The sequence below is a fragment of the Mycobacterium gordonae genome, from assembly GCF_001417955.2.
Lineage (GTDB): Bacteria > Actinomycetota > Actinomycetes > Mycobacteriales > Mycobacteriaceae > Mycobacterium > Mycobacterium gordonae_B.
Window position 1 is genome coordinate 25712 of record NZ_LKTM01000135.1, and the last position, 21666, is coordinate 47377.

22 protein-coding genes and 1 pseudogene are annotated in these 21666 nt (G+C 67.2%); 9 read left to right on the forward strand and 14 right to left on the reverse strand.

The genetic code is table 11. The features are described 5' to 3' along the window. Positions 1 to 80: 80 nt before the first annotated feature. The 3 genes and pseudogenes from AO501_RS13085 to AO501_RS13095 all read right to left on the reverse strand — a co-directional run bounded on the left by AO501_RS13085 (position 81) and on the right by AO501_RS13095 (position 1970). Entirely contained in the window at positions 81 to 362 is a 282-nt protein-coding gene (locus AO501_RS13085) for a hypothetical protein (RefSeq protein ID WP_156452527.1), read from the reverse strand. A 100-nt stretch (positions 363 to 462) separates the two neighbouring features. Further along, on the reverse strand, positions 463 to 813 hold the full coding sequence (locus tag AO501_RS13090) for a hypothetical protein (protein WP_055578138.1): 351 nt from the start codon (positions 811 to 813) through the stop codon (positions 463 to 465). A 54-nt stretch (positions 814 to 867) separates the two neighbouring features. Then, positions 868 to 1970: pseudogene (locus tag AO501_RS13095) on the reverse strand (LpqN/LpqT family lipoprotein). 199 nt (positions 1971 to 2169) lie between these two features. Between AO501_RS13095 and leuS the strand changes: the two are divergent. Continuing rightward, positions 2170 to 5043, forward strand: a complete 2874-nt coding sequence (gene leuS / locus AO501_RS13100) for a leucine--tRNA ligase (RefSeq protein ID WP_055578139.1) — start codon at positions 2170 to 2172, stop codon at positions 5041 to 5043. Between the two features lie 8 nt (positions 5044 to 5051). Here the strand turns inward: leuS and AO501_RS13105 are convergent, their stop codons facing one another. The 10 genes from AO501_RS13105 to AO501_RS13150 form a co-directional block, all read right to left on the reverse strand. Next, positions 5052 to 5717, reverse strand: coding sequence for an SDR family oxidoreductase (locus AO501_RS13105; RefSeq protein WP_055578140.1), 666 nt, complete (start codon positions 5715 to 5717; stop codon positions 5052 to 5054). A 38-nt stretch (positions 5718 to 5755) separates the two neighbouring features. Next, the gene (locus tag AO501_RS13110) at positions 5756 to 6250 is read right to left on the reverse strand and encodes a MarR family winged helix-turn-helix transcriptional regulator (RefSeq protein WP_055578141.1); all 495 of its coding nucleotides are present in this window, start codon (positions 6248 to 6250) and stop codon (positions 5756 to 5758) included. Positions 6251 to 6329: 79 nt separating this feature from the next. Next, positions 6330 to 7070, reverse strand: coding sequence for an amino acid ABC transporter ATP-binding protein (locus tag AO501_RS13115; RefSeq protein WP_055578142.1), 741 nt, complete (start codon positions 7068 to 7070; stop codon positions 6330 to 6332). Continuing rightward, the gene (locus tag AO501_RS13120) at positions 7067 to 8857 is read right to left on the reverse strand and encodes an ABC transporter substrate-binding protein/permease (protein WP_055578176.1); all 1791 of its coding nucleotides are present in this window, start codon (positions 8855 to 8857) and stop codon (positions 7067 to 7069) included. The genes AO501_RS13115 and AO501_RS13120 overlap by 4 nt, the downstream gene beginning before the upstream one ends. 38 nt (positions 8858 to 8895) lie before the next feature. Continuing rightward, positions 8896 to 9636 carry a GntR family transcriptional regulator gene (locus AO501_RS13125; RefSeq protein ID WP_055578143.1) on the reverse strand — a complete coding sequence of 247 codons (741 nt, stop codon included), beginning with the start codon at positions 9634 to 9636 and terminating at the stop codon, positions 8896 to 8898. Positions 9637 to 9735: 99 nt separating this feature from the next. Then, positions 9736 to 10536 (reverse strand): LLM class F420-dependent oxidoreductase, encoded by an 801-nt coding sequence (locus AO501_RS13130; RefSeq protein WP_055578144.1) that lies wholly within the window; start codon positions 10534 to 10536, stop codon positions 9736 to 9738. 17 nt (positions 10537 to 10553) lie between these two features. Continuing rightward, positions 10554 to 11456, reverse strand: coding sequence for an alpha/beta fold hydrolase (locus tag AO501_RS13135; protein ID WP_055578145.1), 903 nt, complete (start codon positions 11454 to 11456; stop codon positions 10554 to 10556). A 21-nt stretch (positions 11457 to 11477) separates the two neighbouring features. Beyond that, positions 11478 to 12581 carry an inositol-3-phosphate synthase gene (locus AO501_RS13140; protein ID WP_055578146.1) on the reverse strand — a complete coding sequence of 368 codons (1104 nt, stop codon included), beginning with the start codon at positions 12579 to 12581 and terminating at the stop codon, positions 11478 to 11480. Positions 12582 to 12637: 56 nt separating this feature from the next. After that, a complete protein-coding gene (locus tag AO501_RS13145) occupies positions 12638 to 13180 on the reverse strand; it encodes a PadR family transcriptional regulator (RefSeq protein WP_055578147.1) in 543 nt (180 codons plus the stop codon). A gap of 127 nt (positions 13181 to 13307) precedes the next feature. Continuing rightward, positions 13308 to 14165, reverse strand: coding sequence for a DUF1707 SHOCT-like domain-containing protein (locus tag AO501_RS13150; RefSeq protein WP_082658600.1), 858 nt, complete (start codon positions 14163 to 14165; stop codon positions 13308 to 13310). Positions 14166 to 14289: 124 nt separating this feature from the next. Between AO501_RS13150 and AO501_RS13155 the strand changes: the two genes are divergently transcribed. The 8 genes from AO501_RS13155 to rplI all read left to right on the forward strand — a co-directional run bounded on the left by AO501_RS13155 (position 14290) and on the right by rplI (position 21252). After that, the gene (locus AO501_RS13155) at positions 14290 to 14724 is read left to right on the forward strand and encodes a DUF5318 family protein (RefSeq protein ID WP_055578148.1); all 435 of its coding nucleotides are present in this window, start codon (positions 14290 to 14292) and stop codon (positions 14722 to 14724) included. After that, positions 14717 to 17221, forward strand: a complete 2505-nt coding sequence (locus tag AO501_RS13160) for a transglycosylase domain-containing protein (RefSeq protein ID WP_371934983.1) — start codon at positions 14717 to 14719, stop codon at positions 17219 to 17221. The genes AO501_RS13155 and AO501_RS13160 overlap by 8 nt, the downstream gene beginning before the upstream one ends. Then, the gene (locus tag AO501_RS13165) at positions 17218 to 18831 is read left to right on the forward strand and encodes a glycosyltransferase family 87 protein (protein ID WP_055578150.1); all 1614 of its coding nucleotides are present in this window, start codon (positions 17218 to 17220) and stop codon (positions 18829 to 18831) included. Before AO501_RS13160 ends, AO501_RS13165 begins: the two co-directional genes overlap by 4 nt. Continuing rightward, positions 18831 to 19469 (forward strand): DJ-1/PfpI family protein, encoded by a 639-nt coding sequence (locus AO501_RS13170; RefSeq protein WP_055578151.1) that lies wholly within the window; start codon positions 18831 to 18833, stop codon positions 19467 to 19469. The genes AO501_RS13165 and AO501_RS13170 overlap by 1 nt, the downstream gene beginning before the upstream one ends. 111 nt (positions 19470 to 19580) lie before the next feature. Beyond that, a complete protein-coding gene (rpsF, locus tag AO501_RS13175; protein ID WP_055578152.1) occupies positions 19581 to 19871 on the forward strand; it encodes a 30S ribosomal protein S6 in 291 nt (96 codons plus the stop codon). Between the two features lie 76 nt (positions 19872 to 19947). After that, complete coding sequence (locus AO501_RS13180) at positions 19948 to 20466, forward strand: single-stranded DNA-binding protein (RefSeq protein ID WP_055578153.1); 519 nt, start codon at positions 19948 to 19950, stop codon at positions 20464 to 20466. Positions 20467 to 20508: 42 nt separating this feature from the next. After that, positions 20509 to 20763 (forward strand): 30S ribosomal protein S18, encoded by a 255-nt coding sequence (gene rpsR / locus AO501_RS13185; protein ID WP_055578154.1) that lies wholly within the window; start codon positions 20509 to 20511, stop codon positions 20761 to 20763. Between the two features lie 30 nt (positions 20764 to 20793). Further along, entirely contained in the window at positions 20794 to 21252 is a 459-nt protein-coding gene (gene rplI, locus AO501_RS13190; protein ID WP_055578155.1) for a 50S ribosomal protein L9, read from the forward strand. Here the strand turns inward: rplI and AO501_RS13195 are convergent. Next, a complete protein-coding gene (locus tag AO501_RS13195) occupies positions 21249 to 21464 on the reverse strand; it encodes a hypothetical protein (RefSeq protein WP_055578156.1) in 216 nt (71 codons plus the stop codon). The genes rplI and AO501_RS13195 overlap by 4 nt on opposite strands. Positions 21465 to 21666 lie beyond the last annotated feature (202 nt).

Sequence of the window (21666 nt, forward strand, 5' to 3'; positions counted from 1 at the left end):
GACTGAGCAACGGGCCGGCGGCTCCGGCCGCCGGGCTCACGGCGCCGACGACGAGGGGTGGCCAACAACAGCAGGCGAACTCATCGGGGGTCGCTGCTGGGCGCCGGCGTAGCGGGCGGCTGGGTGGTCGTGGCCGCGGGGCCGACGGTTCGGCCCGGCCCGCAGTCGATCGTCGGACCGAAACACGGCCCCCCACCGCCTGCCCCGACCATTCCGTCCAGGAAAGGAAGTCGGTACAGCGACATCACCGTCACGACGACGACGACCGCAGCAGTGATCACCAGCAACACGGCGACTCGGTAGCGTCGGCTCAACGCGACCCGTACTCGCGACACAGCGGATGATTCCGGACTTGCACTCACGGCTAACAGTATGCGGCGCAGCCGCCACGAAAAACCGCTCTGAGCTGTGGGTATTTATACCCAACTTGACGCGGCATGCGCGCTCAAGCGAGTGCAGGACTTAGTGGCAGGACAGAGTGCAGCCCGCGCAGCTGCCGGTACAGCCGGCGGACTCGGCCGGGGCGACTTGACGGCGCAGCGCATACTTCGCGCTCTGCACAGACCCGGTGGCCAGTGTGCCCAGGGCCCCCAGGATGCAGACGATCACCACCACCACCGCGGTCTGCGGCGACGCGGCCAGCGCCACCACTCCCCCGGCGGCGAGCATGATCGCGGCGGCGAACTGCGTAGGTGCCATCGAGCGCAGTGCCAGCTGGGTGGCGTCAGTGGTGGGCGTGTGGGACAGCGACCAGGCACCGAATGCGGCTGACGCTATGGCCGCACATACGCACACCACGCCCGCAATAAGCATGCGCTAACCATACGAGCCCGGCGATCGATCCGCGCGCCGGGCTCCACCGGCCGGCTAGTGCGCAGGGGCCGGCGTCAAGGTGACCAGGGGCGGCTCGGCGGACACCGGGCCGGGAGCGGGCACGGCCCGCGGCGACGCTGCGGCCGGCGGGGCGGCCGCCTGGGGGACAGCCGGCACGGTCGATCGGGCGGGTGCCTGCGGAGCGGGTGCCAAGGGTGCTGCGGGTGCGGCCGGCGCCGCGGGCGTTCCGGCCTGCGCCGGAGCCTGGCCGGCCGCGCCGGGTGTGGTCACCCGGAAGCCGCTGACGATGGCGTCGGTGGCGGGCGCGTCGCTGACCGCCTGCGTCGCGGCCGTGGTCACCGACAGCGATACCAGGTACTTGTCGGATCCGGAACTGGCCAGGACGTGGCGCCGCGAGGTGTTCAGCGTCATGTCGTTCTCGCGGTAGGTGCCCTCGATGACCGAGGAGGGGAAGCTGCCGAGGCTGGTCAGGGACGCGTTCGTGGTCTGCCAGGCGAGCAGCCGCTGGCTGTCGACGAAGCCGTGGCTGATCGCCTCCGTGGCGTCGAAGTCACCCACCAGCTTGTAGACCACTACCTGCGCGTTCGACGTGTACACGCTGGTGCCGCCGACCCGGTCGGCGATCACCACGAACGCGTCGGGCACGTTCGGGTCGGGCACCTGGGTCCAGCGGGGCGGCATCGGCACGGTGATGTCGAGCGCCTTGAACCCCAGCGGGCGTTGCGCCTCGAGCTTGACGCCTTTGCCTTCCAGGTATTCACGCAGCGTGCCCGTGGTCGCCGGAGTCACCGCCGGCGGCTGTGGCGCGGCCACGGCGGGAGCCGGCCCGGCGGCGGGAACGGCCGCGGGTGCCACCGCCGGAACCGGCGCGGCCGCCGGAGCGGGCACCTGCATCGGCAGGGGCAGCTGAGCCGGGGCCTGCGCGGGTGCGGGGGCGAAGCGGTTGACACCGCCGGGGAACACCCCGTTGCTCTGCGCCGGCGGGTGCCCGGCTGCATGGGGACCGGGCCGGGCAGCGACGGCTGGGGGACCAGAGGTTCTGCCGAAGCAGTCCCGCCTGCAACCATCACGACGCCGACGACGCCGGCGGCCATACCACCCACGAGTGTTCGCCAGCTGCGCGCGATCCTCTTCATCTCGATCGGTCCCTCCGGAATAGCCGGGGCGTCACTGCCCACCATCGAGGCCGAATGTAACCCCTGCTCAGCGGCGTCGACCATGCCCGAAATCGAGCTGGGATGAACCTCTGACCGGTGCGCAACGGAACCGATACCAACCCGTGCCCGGCGGCCTCGGCGCGGCCGCTTCCAGACCGGCCCTTATACCCTGTTGGGCGTGACAGAATCGCCGACCGCCGGACCCGATGCGGATGCACCGCGGTACCGCTACACCGCCGAGCTCGCGGCCGGGCTGGAACGCACCTGGCAGGACAACTGGGCTCAGCTGGGTACGTTCAACGTGCCCAACCCGGTCGGCTCGTTGGCTCCCGCGGACGGCTCAACCGTTCCCGCCGACAAGCTGTTCGTGCAGGACATGTTTCCCTACCCGTCGGGGGAGGGGCTGCACGTCGGCCACCCACTGGGTTACATCGCCACCGACGTCTACGCCCGCTACTACCGGATGCTCGGCCGTAATGTGTTACATGCGTTAGGTTTCGACGCATTCGGTCTGCCCGCCGAGCAGTACGCGGTGCAAACCGGCACCCACCCGCGCACCAGGACCGAGGCCAACGTCGTCAACTTTCAGCGTCAGCTGGGCCGGTTGGGTCTGGGCCATGACAGCCGGCGCAGCTTCTCCACCACCGACGTGGAGTTCTACAAGTGGACGCAGTGGATCTTTCTGCAGATCTACAACGCCTGGTTCGACCCCGCCGCCGACAGAGCCCGCCCGATCAGCGAGCTGATCGCCGAGTTCGATTCCGGTGCAAGGGTTCTCGACGACGGTAGGCAGTGGGCGCAGTTGTCGGCGGGGGAGCGGGCCGACGTGGTCGACGGGTATCGACTGGTATATCGCGCCGACTCGATGGTCAACTGGTGCCCGGGTCTGGGCACGGTGCTGGCCAACGAAGAGGTCACCGCCGACGGCCGCAGCGATCGCGGTAACTTCCCGGTGTTCCGTAAGCGGTTGCGGCAATGGATGATGCGGATCACCGCGTACTCCGACCGGTTGCTCAACGACCTCGAGAGCCTGGACTGGCCGGATCAGGTCAAGACCATGCAGCGCAATTGGATCGGACGCTCGACCGGTGCTACGGCACTGTTTGCCGCGACCAGGCCGGACGGCTCAGCCGCCGATATCGAGGTCTTCACTACCCGGCCCGACACGCTGTTCGGCGCCACCTATCTGGTGCTGGCGCCCGAGCACGAACTGGTCGACGAAGTGGTCGCCGCCGGTTGGCCCGAAGGCGTACCGGAAGCCTGGACCTACGGCGGTGCCACCCCGGCCGACTCGGTGGCCGCCTACCGCCGTGCCATCGCTGCCAAGTCGGACCTCGAGCGTCAGGAAAGCCGGGAGAAGACCGGTGTCTTCCTGGGCAGCTATGCCACCAACCCGGCCAACGGTGAGTCGGTACCGATCTTCATCGCCGACTATGTGCTGGCCGGCTACGGCACCGGGGCGATCATGGCTGTGCCGGGCCACGACCAGCGCGACTGGGACTTCGCCCGGCAGTTCGGGCTGCCGATCGTCGAAGTCATTGCCGGTGGCGATGTTTCGCAGGCGGCCCATTCCGGTGACGGTGTCCTGGTCAACTCCGGCTTCCTGGACGGCAAGAGCGTCGCCGATGCCAAACAAGCCATGACGCAACGGCTGGAGTCTGAGGGGCGGGGCCGGGCCCGCATCCAATTCAAGCTGCGCGACTGGCTTTTCGCGCGGCAGCGGTACTGGGGCGAGCCGTTCCCGATCGTCTATGACGCCGACGGGCGCGCCCACGGGATCGACGAAGCCGCATTGCCGGTGGAACTGCCCGACGTGCCCGACTACTCACCGGTGTCGTTCGATCCCGACGACGCCGACAGCGAGCCGTCACCGCCGTTGGCGAAAGCAACGGACTGGGTGCACGTCGAACTCGATCTCGGCGACGGCCTGAAGCCCTACACCCGCGACACCAACGTGATGCCGCAATGGGCCGGCAGTTCGTGGTACGAGCTGCGCTACACCGATCCGCACAACTCAGAACGCTTCTGCGCCAAGGAAAACGAGGCCTACTGGATGGGCCCGCGACCGGCCGAGCACGGTCCGGGGGACCCGGGCGGTGTTGACCTGTACGTCGGTGGTGCCGAACACGCGGTACTGCACCTGCTGTATTGCCGCTTCTGGCACAAGGTTCTCTACGACCTGGGACACGTCAGCTCCTGGGAGCCTTACCGCAAGCTGGTCAACCAGGGCTATATCCAGGCCTTCGCCTACACCGACGCGCGCGGATCGTACGTACCCGCCGAAGAAGTGATCGAGCGCGACGGCGGATTTGTGTACCCGGGCCCCGACGGCGAGATCCAGGTCTTCCAGGAATTCGGCAAAATCGGTAAGAGCCTGAAGAATTCGATCTCACCGGATGAGATGTGCGACGCTTACGGCGCCGACACGCTGCGGGTATACGAGATGTCGATGGGTCCGCTGGAGGCATCCCGACCGTGGGCCACCAAGGATGTCGTTGGCGCGCACCGCTTCCTGCAACGGGTGTGGCGTCTGGTGATCGACGAGGACACCGGCGAAACCCGGGTGGCCGACGCAGACCCCGCCGCTGAGACGCAGCGAGTACTGCACCGCACGATCGCCGGCGTCTCGGAAGACTATGCGGCACTGCGGAATAACACCGCTGCCGCCAAGTTGATCGAGTACACGAATCACCTCACCAAGCAGTACCGCGGCGAGGTACCGCGTGCCGCGGTGGAACCGCTGGTCTTGATGCTGGCTCCGCTGGCCCCGCACATGGCCGAAGAACTGTGGCTGCGGCTGGGCCACACCACGTCGCTGGCGCACGGCCCCTTCCCGGTGGCCGATCCCGCCTTCCTGGTGGACGACACCGTCGAATACCCGGTGCAGGTGAACGGCAAGGTGCGTGGCCGGGTGGTGGTGGCCTCGGACGCCGCCACCGACGCGGTCCAGGCCGCCGCACTGGCCGACGAGAAGGTGCAGGCGTTTCTCGACGGTGCCACGCCACGCAAGGTGATCGTGGTACCCGGCCGGATGGTGAACCTCGTCGTCTGACCTGCTGATCAGCGCGGGCGGATCACCACTTCATGCACGTGGCCGTCCCGGGGGGTGGCCACCACGTCGGCGACCACCCGGGCGACGGTCTCGGGACGCAGGAACTTCGACGGGTCGTACTCGCCGCCCTCGTAGGCGACCAGTTCACGCTGCATGTCGGTGTCCACCCGGCCGGGGTGCACCGACGTCACCAGCAACGCGGGCTCATCCGCGCGCAACGAATCGGCGAAGGCGCGCAGGGCGAACTTGCTGGCCGAATAGGACGCCATGCCCGGCGAAACATTGCGGCCGGAACCGGAGTTGATGAACACCACGCGGCCCTGGGCCTGCCGCAACGCCGGCAACAACGCCAACGTAAGGGCCACGGCGCCAAAGACATTCACGCTGAAGGTGGCGCGCCACTCGTCCACATGCGACTCGTCGACCCGGCCGGGGATGGACACTCCGGCGTTGTGCACGAGCACGTCGAGCTCGTCGACGACTTCGCAACTGGCGTCGATGGAATCGGGGTCGGTCAGGTCCAGCGGAAACGTGGTGGCGCCCAGCCGCTCCGCGACAGCATCCAACCGCGCCGACGGCCGACCGGCCAACAGCAACGTGTGCGTGGGCGCCAGCGCCGTCGCGATGGCGGCGCCGATGCCGCCACTGGCGCCGGTGATGAGTGCGGTGGGCATCTGTCAGTAGTTACCAATCTGCTTGGCAACAAACACTTTCACGCCTCGTCGGTGGCCGCCGCGGGCGCGGCCGGCTCACCGCTGGCGAGTCGGGCCAGGGGAGTCAGCGCCTCCATCAGGATGTCCAGGTCGGACTTGGACAGCTGGCTGAGCATCGCCGCCAGCGCGGCGTGGCGGTTGGCCAGCGACTCGTTGTGCACCGCCCGGCCCTGCGGCGTGATGTCGACCAGTACCGCACGCAGGTCCGACGGGTCGCGCGAGCGCTTCACCAGCCCGATCTTCTCGAGCCGGCGGATCGCCACCGTGGTGGTGGGGGTGCGGACCCGCTCGTGTGCGGCCAGGTCCGTCATCCTGATCGGCCCCCGGTCGAGCAGGGTGATCAGGATCGAAAGCTGGGCCAGCGTCAACTCCCCGGCCACCGCGGTATTGGTCGGATCGCCGCGGCGCAGGATGGTGGACAGCTTGGACAGCGAGCGGTGCAACCCCTCCGCCAGCTCCGCCACCTCGGGCGCTGTAGGTTCGCTGTCCGCCATAAATCGGCAGTCTAACCCGCCACGCCCGTGGGCGGAGACAATGCGGTACGCGGGCGCGCCCGGGTCGAATAATGCCGGGTCACAGCACCTGGGCGAGGAACCGCCGCAGCCGCTCGGTCTCGGCGGCGTCGAATATCCGCTCCGGCGGCCCGAACTCGACGACTTTGCCGTGATCCATGAAGACGACGGCATCGGAGGCTGATCGCGCGAAGCCCATCTCATGGGTGACCACCAACATCGTCATCCCGTCGGCGCCGAGATCGGCGATGAGCCCCAGGACGCCCTTGACCATCTCGGGATCCAGCGCGGAGGTGGCCTCGTCGAAGAACATCACCTGCGGCGCCATGGCCAGCGCGCGGGCAATCGCCACCCGCTGTTGTTGACCACCCGACAGGGTGCCGGGACGGGCGCCGGCCTTGCCCTTCAGACCCACCCGGTCCAGGTGGTGCAGCGCCAGTTCCCGGGCGGCGTCGGCGGGCAGGCGGCGCAGTTTGCGCGGTGCGAGTGCGACGTTGTCCAGCACGCTGCGGTGCGGGAAGAGGTTGAACTGCTGGAACACCATGCCGATGCGCTGACGCAGTTCGTCGGGATTGTCGCGGAGCACCGATCGGCCGTCCAGCAGAATGTCGCCGCTGTCGGGCTCGCGCAGCCGGTTCAATGCGCGCAGCAGCGTCGACTTGCCGGAGCCCGACGGGCCGATCACGGAGGTGGTGGTGCCCGCCGGCACCTCGAGGCTCACCCCGCGCAGCACCGCGGTTCCGCCGAGGACCTGATGAATATCCTTGGCCGCCAGCGAAACCGGATCACGGGGGAGCGTCACGTCATCTCCGTGCCGATGGTCGAGGTGACGACTTCCGGGGGATCGTCGGGCTCGAGTTTGGTGCGGCCCCGGCGCAGCCGGCCGTCGATGTAATTGACCAGGTGCGTGAGCGGCACGGTCAGAATCAGGTAGCAGATGCCGGCCGCCACCAGCGGCGACAAGTTGCCGGTTTGCGCGTTGAGGTCGCGCCCGACCTGGAACAGCTCACGCTGGCTGGCGATCAACCCCAGGAAGTACACCAACGCCGAGGCCTTCAGCAGCGCGATGAACTGGTTGACCAACGCGGGCAGCACCCGTCGTACCCCCTGTGGCACTACGACCAGCCGCATCGCGGCCGAGTAGCTGAAGCCCAGCGCGCGGGCGGCTTCCAGCTGGCCGGGGTCGACGCTCTGGATCCCGGAACGAAGAATCTCGCCGACGTAGGCCCCGGCCATCAAGCCCAGGACGGCGATGCCCAGCGGATAGGGGTTGTTGTCGGTCAGCCCGCCCACCACCGGACCCACGCCGAGCCCGATGATCAGAATGATCACCACCTCGGGCAGCCCGCGGAAGACGTCGGTGTATACCCGGGCCGGCCATCGCAACCAGCGCTTATGCGAGATTCCGGCGACGGCCAACGCCAAGCCGACGGCCAGGCCGATGATCCCGGCGCTGCCGGTCAGAATCAACGTGTTGGGCAGCCCGGTGGTCAGCAGCGTCGGGATGGCCTGGCGGTACATGTCCCAGTCGAGGAATGAGTCGCGCAGCTGCCCGAGCGTTGACCTGGGCGCGGACGGCTGCACCGGCTTGCGGTGGTGCTCGGCGGCGATCGCGGCGAAATCGGGCAGTTTGGGGGACGCGGCCGCCTTCGATCCCGGCTTCCAGCCTGGCGGCAGGGTGCGTGGCACCCACTTGCTGTAGAGCTCGGCCCAGGTCCCGTCCGCGATGACGGCGTCCAACCCGGAATTCAGGGCATCGACCAGCGGTTGGTTGTCCCTGGCGACCGCGTAGGCGACGAAGTCGTCGGTGCCGAAGGTGTGGGCGACAGTCACCGCGGGATCACTCGGTCGCACCGCGCTCGATGCCTGGTTGGCCGGTGCCACCCACGCGTCGATCTGATGGGTTTTCAGGCTGGCGTACACCGTGGCGAAGTCGGGGTACTTCACCGGCTGCAGGTGCAGGGTGTCCACGACGTAGGTCTCCTCGACCGTGCCTTGCACGACGCCGATCCGCTGGCCCGGCGCCAGGTCGGTGAACTTCTTGATGCTCGACCCCGGGGGCACGACCAGGGAGTAGAAGCCGAAGTCATAGCCGTTGGTGAAGGCCACGGTGTGCCGCCGGGCATCGGTCGCCTTCACCGATGACGAACCCACGTCGAAGCGGCGCGATGCCACCTGGGCCAGCAGGCCGGAGAAATCGGTCCCGACGAAACGCACCTGCAGGCCCAGCTTCCCGGCGATCGCGCGCAGCAGCTCGTTGTCGAAGCCGGTGAAGCGGCCGGTGGCGTTGATGCAGGTGCTGGGTGGGGCGTCGGACAGGGTGCCGGCCAGCAGAATGCCGGGTGTCCCGAGGCCCAGCGCCGCGGTGTCGACCGAGCTCAAAGCCATCACCGACGCGGTCGTGTCGGTGTCGTCCGCGATGCCGGAGTCTCCGGTCGTGCGGGAAGACGTGAGGTCTTCGGGCAGGACGGTGGCGCTCTCCACCCCGGGCGGTGCGCATTGATTGCCGTCCGCGAACGCGGGCGCCGCGCAGGTTAACCCGGCGATGATCGCGACGGTCGCGACCAGCCCGAACAGTTTTGCCCACATCACCGCCACCGTATCGAGCGCGCGGCGGCGGCTTCTGCTCAGGACACTATCGACGAGCGCTCGGGAGTTTGGTCCGGATCAGGGTGTACCGGAAGGACCGCGACGTTGGCGTCCGAAGGCTCCTCGCGCGGGGTGAACACGCCGCGGCGGCACAACTCGGCGACCATTGTTCTTGCCATCAGCTCGGAGCGCCTGATGCAGGCGGCCCGGGCGGCGTCGGGGTCGCGCCGGTGCATGGCAGCGTTCTCTTCTTCGTAGAACGGCAGCATGTCGTCGCGGCTGTGCTGGTAGGTCATGAAGAAGACGCGCGGGATGAGGTTCTGCGACGCCCGAATGGTCGCGTGCAGCCGCGGCCCGGCGTACTCGTCGTTGACCACCCGCCGGTACTCCCAGGCGATCTCGGCAAAGTTTCGCGACTCCTTGGCGGCGCGCAACGAACGCATCAAGGCATCGAGTTCGCTCAGGATCCGCGGCGTCGGGTTGGCCGCCGCTCGTGCCGAGGCGATGCCGTTGAGCAGGCCGTCGAGTTCGTGGTGTTCCAGGACGGTCGACTCGTCGAAGCGTTCGACGAACGCGCCGCGGTGATACCGCGTGGACACGATGCCGTCGTGCTCCAGCTGAACCAACGCCTCTTGGATGGGTACCCGGCTGATGCCCAGGTCCTGCGCTATCTCGTTGCGGTCGACCCGGTCGCCGCTGCGCAGTTTCCCGGTCAGCACCAGGTTGAGCAGGTGCGTGACCACCTGGTCTTTTTCTTTGATCCCGTACTTCTTTGGCATCAGTTCTTACATCTCTTTCAGCCCCCGACGGCCGCCGTGCGCGGCAAGTTTCTCACGTCTGGGCGGGTCCGTTGAGATGTTTGGCAGATGAAGCGCGGCTCAAGCCGAACTGTCGCGCCACCGGCAGAGCGCCTCTGCGTCCGAAAGGTCGTAATCGGGTCCGTCGCAGCCCACGGTCAGCATCGTGACCCCGAGGCCGACCAGCGCTTCGGCGTTGCTGATCACCGCTGACCCGTTGCCGGCCGACGCGGAGCGCTCGACGGTGGCCGGGTCCCGGCCGACGGCCTCGCAGTGCCGGGCCAGCACCGCCGCCTTGGCGGGAAACTCGTCAGCGGAGGCGAAGCTGTGCCAGATGTCGGCGTGCTCGGCGACCAGGCGCAGCGTCTTACGCTCACCGCCGCCGCCGATCAGCACCGGAATGTCCCTGGTCGGCGCGGGGTTCAGCTTGCTCAGGCGCGCGGTGATCCGGGGGAGCGCGCCCGCCAGATCGTCGAGCCGGCTGCCGGCGGTGCCGAACTCGTAGCCGTACTCGTCGTAGTCCTTTTGCTTCCATCCCGAGCCGATACCCAGGATGAGCCGCCCACCGGAAATGTGGTCGACGGTACGGGCCATGTCGGCCAACAGTTCCGGGTTGCGGTACGAGTTGCACGTGACCAGGGCGCCGATCTGGATTCGTGAGGTCTGCTCGGCCCAGGCCCCGAGCATGGTCCAGCACTCGAAGTGGGCGCCGTCGGGGTCGCCGTAGAGCGGAAAGAAGTGGTCCCAGTTGAACGCGACGTCCACGCCGATGTCCTCGCAGCGGCGGACGGCATCCCGGATCTGGTCGTACTGCGGGGCGTGCTGGGGCTGCAGTTGCACGCCGATGCGGATGGGAAAGTCGGGGAGCACGGGGGAGTTCATACCCACCACCGTAGGCCTCAGGCCCCGTCGATCACCGTGCGCACGAGATCGATCAGGGCGCGCGGCTGGTCACTCTGCACCGAGTGGCCAGAATTCTCCACGACATGGGCGCCCTTGAAATGCGTTGCGCGCCTGCCAAGTTCGGCAACGTCATCGTCGTTGACGAAGCCCGACGAGCCGCCGCGGATCAGTGTCACCGGCGCGGCCAGCGCGTCGACGTCGTCCCACAGGGTGCTGAAATCCGGAAAGACCCGGATCGCGTCGTAGCGCCACGTCCAGTTGCCGTTGTCCAACCGGCGCGAGTTGTGAAAGACGCCACGGCGCAAGGCCTTCACCTCGCGGTGCGGTGCCGCGGCGACCGTGAGGTCCAGCATCGCCTGGAAGCTCGGGAACTCCCGCTCGCCGTGCATCAGCGCGACCGTGCCCTGCTGCTCCTTGGTCATCTCCGAGTGACGCTGCAGAGCCGACGGGGTGACATCGATGAGCACGAGTTCATTGAGCAGCTCCGGTGCCAATGCGCCGAGCCGGATACCGGTCAGGCCGCCCAGCGACATCCCGACCACCAGCTCGGCGTTGGGGGCGAGATCACCCAGGACAGGCGCCAGCGCGTCCGCGTTGTGCTGCGGTGAGTAGTCGCCGTCCTCCCGCCAGGAGGAGTGGCCGTGACCGGGCAGGTCCACGGCGAGCGCGGGTTCGCCCAGGCCGACGATCACCGTGTCCCAGGTGTGCGCGTTCTGACCGCCGCCGTGCAGGAAGACCACCCGCGGCTCGGGTCCGCCCCAGCGCAATGCGCTGATGGCACCGGCGTCTACCCGCTCGACGGTCGGCAATGGACCGCTGACGCCGGCCTGTTCGGCGTTCTCGTCCAGCAGGTCGAACTCCGAGAGCCCGGTCAGGTCATCATGCGAGGCGTCGGTCACGTCACCGACACTAGCGGCGGTTCAGCCCTCGTTGATGAACTCTTCGAGCTGCGTACGGGCGATGTCGTCGGCCAGCTGCTCCGGCGGGCTCTTCATCAGGTACGCCGACGCCGGCAGCACCGGTCCGCCGATGCCGCGGTCCTTGGCGATCTTGGCGGCGCGCACGGCGTCGATGATGATGCCGGCCGAGTTCGGGGAGTCCCACACCTCGAGCTTGTACTCCAGGTTCAGCGGCACGTCACCGAAGGCGCGGCCCTCCAGGCGCACGTAGGCCCACTTGCGGTCGTCGAGCCAGGCGACGTGGTCGGACGGGCCGATGTGGACGTTCTTGTCCTCGACCTTGCCGGCCAGCGAGCCGGTGAGGTTGGACGTCACGGCCTGAGTCTTGGAAACCTTCTTGGACTCCAGACGCTCGCGCTCGAGCATGTTCTTGAAGTCCATGTTTCCGCCGACGTTGAGCTGGTAGGTGCGGTCCAGCGTCACGCCGCGGTCTTCGAACAGCTTGGCCATCACGCGGTGGGTGATCGTGGCGCCGACCTGGCTCTTGATGTCGTCGCCGATGATCGGCACACCCGCGTCCTTGAACTTCTTGGCCCACACCGGGTCCGAGGCGATGAACACCGGCAGCGCGTTGACGAACGCCACCCCGGCGTCGATGGCGCACTGGGCGTAGAACTTGTCGGCCTCCTCGGAGCCCACCGGCAGGTAGGACACCAGCACGTCGACCTTGTTGTCCTTGAGGACCTTCACCACGTCGACCGGCTCGTCGTCGGACAACTCGATGGTGTCGGCGTAGTACTTGCCGATGCCGTCGAGGGTCGGGCCGCGCTGCACCACCACGTTGGTCGGCGGCACGTCGGCGATCTTGATGGTGTTGTTCTCCGAGGCGTAGATCGCGTCGGACAGGTCGAAGCCGACCTTTTTGGCGTCGACGTCGAACGCGGCCACGAACTTGACGTCGCGGACGTGGTACGGGCCGAACCGGACGTGCATCAGACCGGGGACCGAGGAGGTGTCGTCGGCGTTGTAGTAGTACTCGACGCCCTGAACCAGCGAGGACGCGCAGTTGCCGACGCCGACGATGGCGACTCGTACCTCGGTCGACGCCTGTGTGTTCCCACTCATTGGGCGTTCTCCTAACTTCGTAACTTGGGTTTTGTCTTACGTTTTGTGTGCGGTGGTTACGTCTGTTCCACGGGGTTGGGTGCTGCCCGTTCCGCGGCGATCAGCTCGTTGAGCCACTTGACCTCACGCTCGCTGGACTCCAGCCCGAGTTGATGCAGCTGACGGGTGTAGCGGTCAAACGAGCTGCTGGCCCGCGCGACTGCTTCACGCAGGCCTTCCCGGCGCTCCTCGACCTGACGGCGCCGGCCTTCCAGGATGCGCATGCGCGCCTCCGCCGGAGTGCGGTTGAAAAACGCCAGGTGCACTCCGAAACCGTCATCGGTGTAGTTGTGCGGACCGGTGTCGGCGACAAGTTCGGTGAAACGACGGCGGCCCTCGTCGGTCAGCTGATAGACCCGGCGCGCTCGTCGTACCGGGGTCCCCGCGGGCGCCGCGTTCTCGGCGATCAGCCCGTCGGCCTGCATCCGGCGCAGTGCCGGGTACAAGGACCCGTAGGAGAATGCGCGAAAGGCGCCGAGCAGGCCGGTCAGCCGTTTGCGCAACTCGTAGCCGTGCATGGGTGACTCGATGAGCAGCCCCAAAATGGCCAGTTCCAGCATCGATTCACCTCCTTTTGCATGGCTTGTTACGACGATACGACGCCTCGCGTCATAGTATCGCTCCGATATATTAGCGACAACAGCACCGCCCGTTAATGCGCTGTTAGTCACACTCGGGTGGCCGGCTTCAGCTCACGTAATGGACCTGCTTGACGGTCCCGTCGCCGGCCAACTCGATGTATCCGCTGCCGTAATCGCTGGACACGTAGATCGTCAGCGACAGCGACCCCGGCGCGGTCGGATCCTTGGCCGGCTCCACGATCAGATAGATCGATTTGACGTCCTGTTGTTTGATCCCGACGGTCTCGGGTGCGCCGCGCAGGATGCCCACCACGGTCTTGACGTCGAACTTGCCCAGGTCGACGAGGTCGGTGTCGGTGCTGCTGTTGCGGGCGGAGCTGGACGGGTCGCCCCAGCCGCCGCGGTAGGTGTAGTCGAGGACCCGTCTGTCGTCGGTGGGATCCTTGCGGTCGATCGACGCGTACTCCGGGTAGACCAGCAGCCGGTAGCCCATGGTGTCTCCGAAGCGCTTGCGGGTCTGCTCCAGCAGCCCGGTCAGGCCGCCCAGTGACTGCAACTGCTTGGGGGGAGTCAGCACCACCGGCGCGATGCCGTCGGACTTGGCTCCGGGATCGGAGGTGAAGTCCAGCGGCGACGTGGTGTTGCCGTAGAGGCCCCACCCGATGCCGATGCCCAGCAGTACCGTGACGCCGAATGCCGCGGCGGCCAGCCCCAGCCCGTTGCGCCTCGCTCGGATGATCGGCGTCTGCACCGGCTTCTGGATCTGCGCGCTCTGCCCGGATTGCAGATCGTCGACCAGGAGCTGCAAATCGTCGAGGGTCACGGCGTTGGTGGCCATGCTGACCCGCTCGCGGTGCTCCTCCATCGACAACTCGCCGTCGTTGAGCGCCTTGTCGAGAATGTTGCACGCATCTTGGCGGTCGCTGTCCTTGGCCCGCGTGGTACCGCTCCGAGATTTCGCCACGGGACGATCGTAGAAGTCGGGCCCCCGACCGGCACAGCCTGTGATCACCGGATACCTGCTCGGCCACGCGACAACAGCCGCAGTTGCGTGTCGGTGCCAGGGGCGGCGACGTACTCTGGTCTGCGTGCGACTGCAGCGACAGGTGGTGGACTACGCGCTTCGGCGGCGCTCACTGCTTTCCGAGGTGTACTCGGGACGCACCGGTGTGTCCGAGGTTTGTGACGCTAACCCCTATTTGCTGCGCGCGGCGAAGTTTCACGGGAAACAAAGCCAGGTGATGTGCCCGATCTGCCGCAAAGAACAATTGACGCTGGTGTCCTGGGTTTTCGGCGAGCATCTCGGGGCGGTTTCGGGCTCCGCGCGTACCGCAGAAGAGTTGGTACTGCTGGCGACCCGGTTTTCGGAGTTTGCTGTCCACGTGGTCGAGGTCTGCCGGACGTGCAGCTGGAATCACCTGGTGAAGTCGTACGTCCTGGGCGCGGCAGTGCCCGCCCACCCGCCGCGGGGCTCGGGCGGCAAGCGGACGGCGCGCAATGGCGCCCGCACCGCCAGTGAATAGCGGAGGGCGCCACCACCAGTCGTCCAGCGACAAACCGGATGAGTCGACGACAACGGATGGCGGCAGACATTCCGGCGGTGAGCAGCAGGGTGCGCCGCCGCCACCACGCCGTGCGGTGCCTCCCGATGACCGGCTGACCACGGTCATTCCCGCGGTGCCCGACGATCGCCCCAGCCGGCACGCCGACCCGATCGACCAGGTCAAAGCCGCTCTCGACAGCCCGTCGTCACCACCGCCGCCCGCCGACCCCGTCGGTCAGGTGAAGGCCGCGCTGGATTCCCGGTCGCCGCGACCGGGGCACGAGCGGCTCAGCGGCCAGCACCGTCCGCCGGGCGGGCCGCCGCCGTCGGGACCGGCCGGCGCGACCCGCGGGCCTCGCCGCAAGCCGACCTGGTCTCAGCAGATCAACTGGAGATGGGTCCGGCGCTCGCTGTACCTGAGCCTGGCGGTCCTGATCCTGCTGCCGATCGTCACCTTCACCATGGCGTACTTCATCGTCGACGTGCCGCGCCCGGGGGACATCCGAACCAACCAGGTGTCCACGATCCTGGCCAGTGACGGCTCGGAGATCGCCAAAATCGTTCCCCCCGAAGGCAATCGGGTAGACGTCAACCTCAACCAGGTCCCGGTCCACGTGCGGCAGGCCGTGATCGCCGCCGAGGACCGCGGCTTCTACTCCAACCCGGGCTTCTCCTTCACCGGGTTCGCCCGCGCCGTCGGCAACAACCTTTTCGGCGGTGATCTGCAGGGCGGTTCCACGATCACCCAGCAGTACGTGAAGAACGCCCTGGTGGGCTCTGCGCAGCACGGGTGGAGCGGCATGATGCGCAAGGCCAAGGAACTCGTCATCGCCACCAAGATGTCGGGCGAGTGGTCCAAAGACGATGTGCTGCAGGCCTATCTGAACATCATCTATTTCGGCCGCGGCGCCTACGGGATCTCGGCGGCATCGAAGGCCTACTTCGACAAACCCGTCGAACAGCTCACCGTGGCCGAGGGTGCGCTGCTGGCGGCGCTGATCCGGCGGCCGTCCACGCTGGACCCTGCCGTCGATCCCGAAGGCGCGCTCGCGCGCTGGAACTGGGTCCTCGACGGCATGGTGGAGACCAAAGCGCTGGCGGCCAAAGACCGGGCAGGACAGGTGTTCCCCAAGACGGTGTCGCCGGACCAGGCGCGGGCCGAGAATCAGACCACCGGCCCCAACGGACTCATCGAGCGGCAGGTCACCAAGGAACTGCTCGAACTGTTCAACATCGACGAGCAGACCCTGAACACCCAGGGGTTGCAGGTCACCACCACGATCGATCCGCAGGCCCAGCAGGCTGCCGAGAAGGCGGTGTCGAAGTACCTGGACGGCCAGGACCCCGACATGCGGTCCGCGGCGGTGTCCATCGATCCGCGCACCGGGGCGGTGAAGGCTTACTACGGCGGATCGAATGCCCTGGGCTTCGATTTCGCTCAGGCCGGCCTGCAGACCGGTTCGTCGTTCAAGGTCTTCGCCTTGGTCGCGGCACTCGAGCAGGGCATCGGCCTGGGTTACCAGGTGGACAGTTCGCCGCTGACCGTCGACGGCATCAAGATCACCAACGTCGAGGGCGAGAGTTGCGGCACCTGCAACCTGGCCGAGGCGCTGAAGATGTCGCTCAACACCTCCTACTACCGGCTGATGCTCAAGCTCAAGGGCGGGCCACAGGCCGTCGCCGACGCCGCACACCAGGCAGGCGTCGCCGAAAGCTTTCCCGGTGTCCCGCACACGCTGTCCGAAGACGGCAAGGGCGGCCCGCCCAACAACGGAATCGTGTTGGGGCAGTACCAGACCCGGGTGATCGACATGGCCACGGCCTATGCGACGCTCGCCGCCTCGGGCCTCTACCACCGCCCGCACTTCGTGCAGAAGGTGGTCAACGCCGAAGGTCAGGTCCTCTTCGATGCCGGCACCGCCGACAACAGCGGAGACCAGCGCATCCCGAAGGCGGTGGCCGACAACGTCACCGCCGCGATGCAGCCGATCGCCGGGTATTCGCGCGGCCACAACCTGGCCGGCGGACGGCAGTCCGCGGCCAAGACCGGCACGACGCAGTTCGGCGACACCACGTCCAACAAGGACGCCTGGATGGTCGGGTATACGCCGCAACTGTCCACCGCCGTCTGGGTAGGAACGGTCAAGGGCGACGAACCTCTGGTGAGCGCCTCCGGCGGAGCGATATACGGGTCCGGACTGCCCTCCGACATCTGGAAGTCCACGATGGACGGCGCCCTGAAGGGGCAGCCGAACGAGACGTTCCCCAAGCCGACGGAGATCGGGGGATATGCGGGTGTGCCGGCGGCACCTCCGCCGCCGCCACCACCGCCGTCGGAGACGGTGATTCAACCGACGGTCGAGATCGCGCCGGGAATCACTGTGCCGGTGGGCCCGCCGACCACGATCACGGCGCCGCCGCCCGGCGGGCCGGTCCCACTGCCCCCGCCGTCTGACGTCCCCCAGCCTCCCCCGTGAGCGAGCGCGCCACCATCTCTCCGCGGCCGCTTGCTGCCGACCGCCGCAGCGCCGACAGCCGAGACTGCCCCAGCCGCAACGACGTTCTGGGTGCCGCGCTGGCCGGCGTGATCGGTGGGCCCGTGGGCCGGCACGCGTTGATCGGCCGCACCCGCTTCATGACACCGGTGCGGGTGATGTTCCTGATCGCCCTGGTATTCCTGGCCCTGGGCTGGTCGACGAAGGCGGCTTGCCTACAGAGCACCGGCACCGGTACGGGTGATCAGCGGGTTGCCAACTGGGACAACCAACGGGCGTATTACGAATTGTGTTACTCCGACACGGTGCCGCTGTACGGGGCGGAGTTGTTGAGCCAGGGCAAGTTTCCCTACAAGTCGAGTTGGGTCGAGACGGACGGCAACGGCACACCCCAGATGCGCTACGACGGCCAGATCGCGGTGCGCTACATGGAATACCCGGTGCTGACCGGGGTTTACCAGTACGTCTCCATGCGGCTGGCGAAGGCCTACACGGCAGTCAGCAAGATCCTGCCTGTTCCGGTAATCGCCGAAGTGGTGATGTTCTTCAATTTCGCTGCCTTTGGGCTGGCGCTGGCCTGGCTGCTCACCGTCTGGGCCACTGCGGGACTCGCCGGTCGCCGCATCTGGGATGCCGCGCTGGTGGGCGCTTCGCCGCTGCTGATCTTCCAGATATTCACCAATTTCGACGCGCTCGCAACGGCTTTCGCGATGGGTGGCCTGCTGGCCTGGGCGCGCCGCAGGCCGGTGTTGGCCGGTGTGCTGATCGGCCTGGGCGCCGCGGCCAAGCTGTATCCCTTGTTGTTCTTAGGCCCGTTGCTGGTGCTGGGGATCCGGACGGGACGGCTGCGCGATGTCCTGCGGACCACGCTGATCACCGCGGCGACCTGGTTGGCGGTGAATCTGCCGATCATGGTGCTCTTTCCGCGTGGATGGTCGGAGTTCTTCCGGCTCAACACCCGTCGCGGCGACGACATGGACTCGTTGTTCAACGTGGTGAAATCGTTCACCGGCTGGCGGGGGTTTGATCCCGTACTGGGGTTCTGGCAACCGCCGACCGTGCTGAACAGCGTTGTCGCCGTGCTCCTCGTATTGTCCTGCGCGGCAATCGCCTACATCGCGCTGACCGCACCGCAGCGGCCCCGGCTGGCGCAGCTGGCGTTCCTGGTGATCGCGGCCTTCCTGCTGACCAACAAGGTGTGGAGTCCGCAGTTCTCGCTGTGGCTGGTGCCGCTGGCCGTGCTGGCCGTGCCGCACCGCCGGGTTCTGTTGGCGTGGATGACAATTGACGCTTTGGTGTGGGTGCCCAGGATGTATTACCTGTACGGCAACCCGAACCGTTCGTTGCCACAGCAATGGTTCACGGCGACGGTGCTGCTGCGCGATATCGCGGTGATGGCCCTGTGCTTGTTGGTGATTCGGCAGATCTATCGCCCGGAGGAAGATCTGGTGCGCTGGCAGGGGCGCGTCGACGATCCGGCCGGAGGCAACTTCGATCTCGCCCCGGACAGCCCGCCCGGGTGGCTGCCGGTGTGGTTGCGCCCGGCCCGTCGCCCGCGGGTCGCCGAACCCGAGTTGGTCGGACAGACGTGATGCAGGTTGCCATTCCGGTGTTTCCCCGGTTCACCGCACTCGATGCGATCGGGCCTTACGAAGTGCTGCAACGCATTCCGTCGATCGACGTGGTGTTCGTCGGGCATCGGCGCGGTGAGGTGCGCACCGAGAACGGCATGCTGGGCGTCACCTGCGACGCCACGTTCGACGAGGTCACCGCGCCGGATGTGGTGGTGTTCCCCGGCGGCATCGGGACCCGGGTGCTGGTCGACGACGAAACCATCCGCGGCTGGCTGCGGGCCGTGCACCCGACTACCCGATTCACCACGTCGGTCTGCACTGGTGCCCTGTTGCTGGCCGGCGCCGGTCTGCTCGACGGGTTGACCGCTACGACGCATTGGCGCGCGGCCGACGAGCTGAACCGCCTGGGCGCGCGATATGTGCCCGAACGTGTCGTGGAGCATCTGCCCGAGCGCATCATCACTGCGGCGGGGGTGTCCAGCGGCGTCGACATGGCCCTGCGGCTGGTCGAGTTGCTGTTCGACCGGGTCGCCGCCCAGGCCGCTCAACTGCTCATCGAGTACGACCCGCAACCGCCGTTCGACTCCGGCGCGCTGGCCAAGGCCGACGAAGCGACAAGGGCCAGGGCGCTCGAATTCATCCAGTCCCGGAAGTGAATTTCGGGTCAGCCCGGCCATCCGGTAGCCTGGGGCGGTTGCCGACGCAGGCGACCCTCCTGCCACGGAGGTTCCGTGGCCGCCCAGACCAGAGGAGGTGATGAGGTCCCTATGCGTCCATACGAAATCATGGTCATCCTTGACCCCACGCTCGACGAACGCACCGTTGCCCCGTCCCTGGAGACGTTTTTGAACGTCGTCCGTAAAGACGGTGGATCGGTCGAGAAGGTCGACATTTGGGGCCGGCGGCGGCTGGCGTACGAGATCGCCAAGCACGCTGAAGGCATCTACGTGGTCATCGACCTGAAGGCCGCCCCCGCGACGGTCTCCGAGCTCGACCGCCAGCTGAGCCTGAACGAGTCGGTGTTGCGCACCAAGGTGATGCGCACCGACAAGCACTGATCGCCCTGTCGGAGCGGTTGCCTAGGCTTGCCCAAAGCTCGTAAAAACACCCACCAGGCGGACCCAGGAGGCATTCATGGCTGGTGACACGACAATCACTGTCGTAGGAAACCTGACCGCTGATCCCGAGTTGCGGTTCACGCCGTCGGGTGCGGCCGTGGCGAACTTCACGGTGGCATCGACCCCGCGGATCTACGACCGCCAGAGTGGTGAGTGGAAGGACGGCGAAGCGCTGTTCCTGCGCTGCAACATCTGGCGCGAGGCGGCCGAGAACGTCGCTGAGAGCCTGACGCGCGGCGCCCGGGTGATCGTCACCGGGCGCCTCAAGCAGCGGTCCTTCGAAACCCGCGAGGGCGAAAAGCGCACCGTGGTCGAGGTCGAGGTCGACGAGATCGGCCCCTCGCTCCGGTATGCGACCGCCAAGGTCAACAAGGCCAGCCGCAGCGGCGGCGGTGGCGGCGGCGGCTTCAGCGGGGGCGGTGGCGGTTCGCGGCAGTCCGCGCCCGCCCAGTCCGGCGGATCCGGTGAGGACCCGTGGGGCAGCGCCCCGGCGTCGGGTTCCTTCGGCGGCGGCGACGACGAACCGCCCTTCTGACCTACCTAACTTTCACAGCACGAGAACGGAAAGATTGACACCATGGCCAAGTCCACCAAGCGGCGCCCGGCTCCGGAAAAGCCGATCAAGGCGCGCAAATGCGTCTTCTGCGCCAAAAAGGGCCAGAACATCGACTACAAGGACACCAACTTGCTGCGGACCTACATCAGCGAGCGCGGCAAGATCCGCGCCCGCCGGGTCACCGGCAACTGCGTGCAGCACCAGCGGGACATCGCGGTCGCGGTCAAGAACGCCCGCGAGGTCGCGCTGCTGCCCTTCACCTCCGCGACGCGCTGATCACGCGCGCCCAACGAAAGTATTTGAACGATGAAGCTGATACTCACGGCTGACGTCGACCACCTCGGTTCCGTCGGCGACACGGTGGAAGTCAAGGACGGTTACGGCCGCAACTTCCTGCTGCCCCGCGGTCTGGCGATCGTCGCTTCGCGCGGCGCCCAGCGGCAGGCCGACGACATCCGCCGCGCCCGCGAGACCAAGACGGTCCGCGACCGCGAGCACGCCAACGAGATCAAGACCGCCATCCAGGCGCTCGGATCGGTCTCGCTGCCGGTGAAGACCGCGGCCGACAGCGGCAAGCTGTTCGGTTCGGTCACCGCCGGTGACGTGGTGGCCGCCATCAAAAAAGCCGGCGGCCCGAACCTCGACAAGCGGATCGTCCGGCTGCCCAAGGCCCACATCAAGGCCGTTGGGACGCACCCCGTGGTCGTGCACCTGCACCCCGAGATCGACGTCGAGGTCGCCCTCGAGGTCGTCGGCGAGAGCTAACTAGATGTGCCCTCACCCGGTGTGGCCTTGAGGCCGCACCGGGTTTTCGGCTGCGCGGAATCGCATTCGCGCAGCGGCATTCTGGCGAACAATTCCGAAGGGGTACGCACCGGGCCGGTGTAACCCTGCATTAACTCGGCGAAAATGTGGCTGAAAACCAACACGCCCGACACGATAACCTGCGCCGACACGCCGTAGAGATTCTTGTCCACATGATTTCGGCGGCGTTGTATGGCGGTCAGCAGCAGTGATGTACAAAAACGCGAGAATGATCCACAGGTACTCCACACCCCGTTCAACACTGGTGTTCAACGATATGCACACTCGATCCACAGCTTCATGAACAGGCCCTGTTGGAGTCCCGTCCAGCAACGTTTACGTTTTCATCCGGCGCGAAGCTAGGGGCTGGGGGTC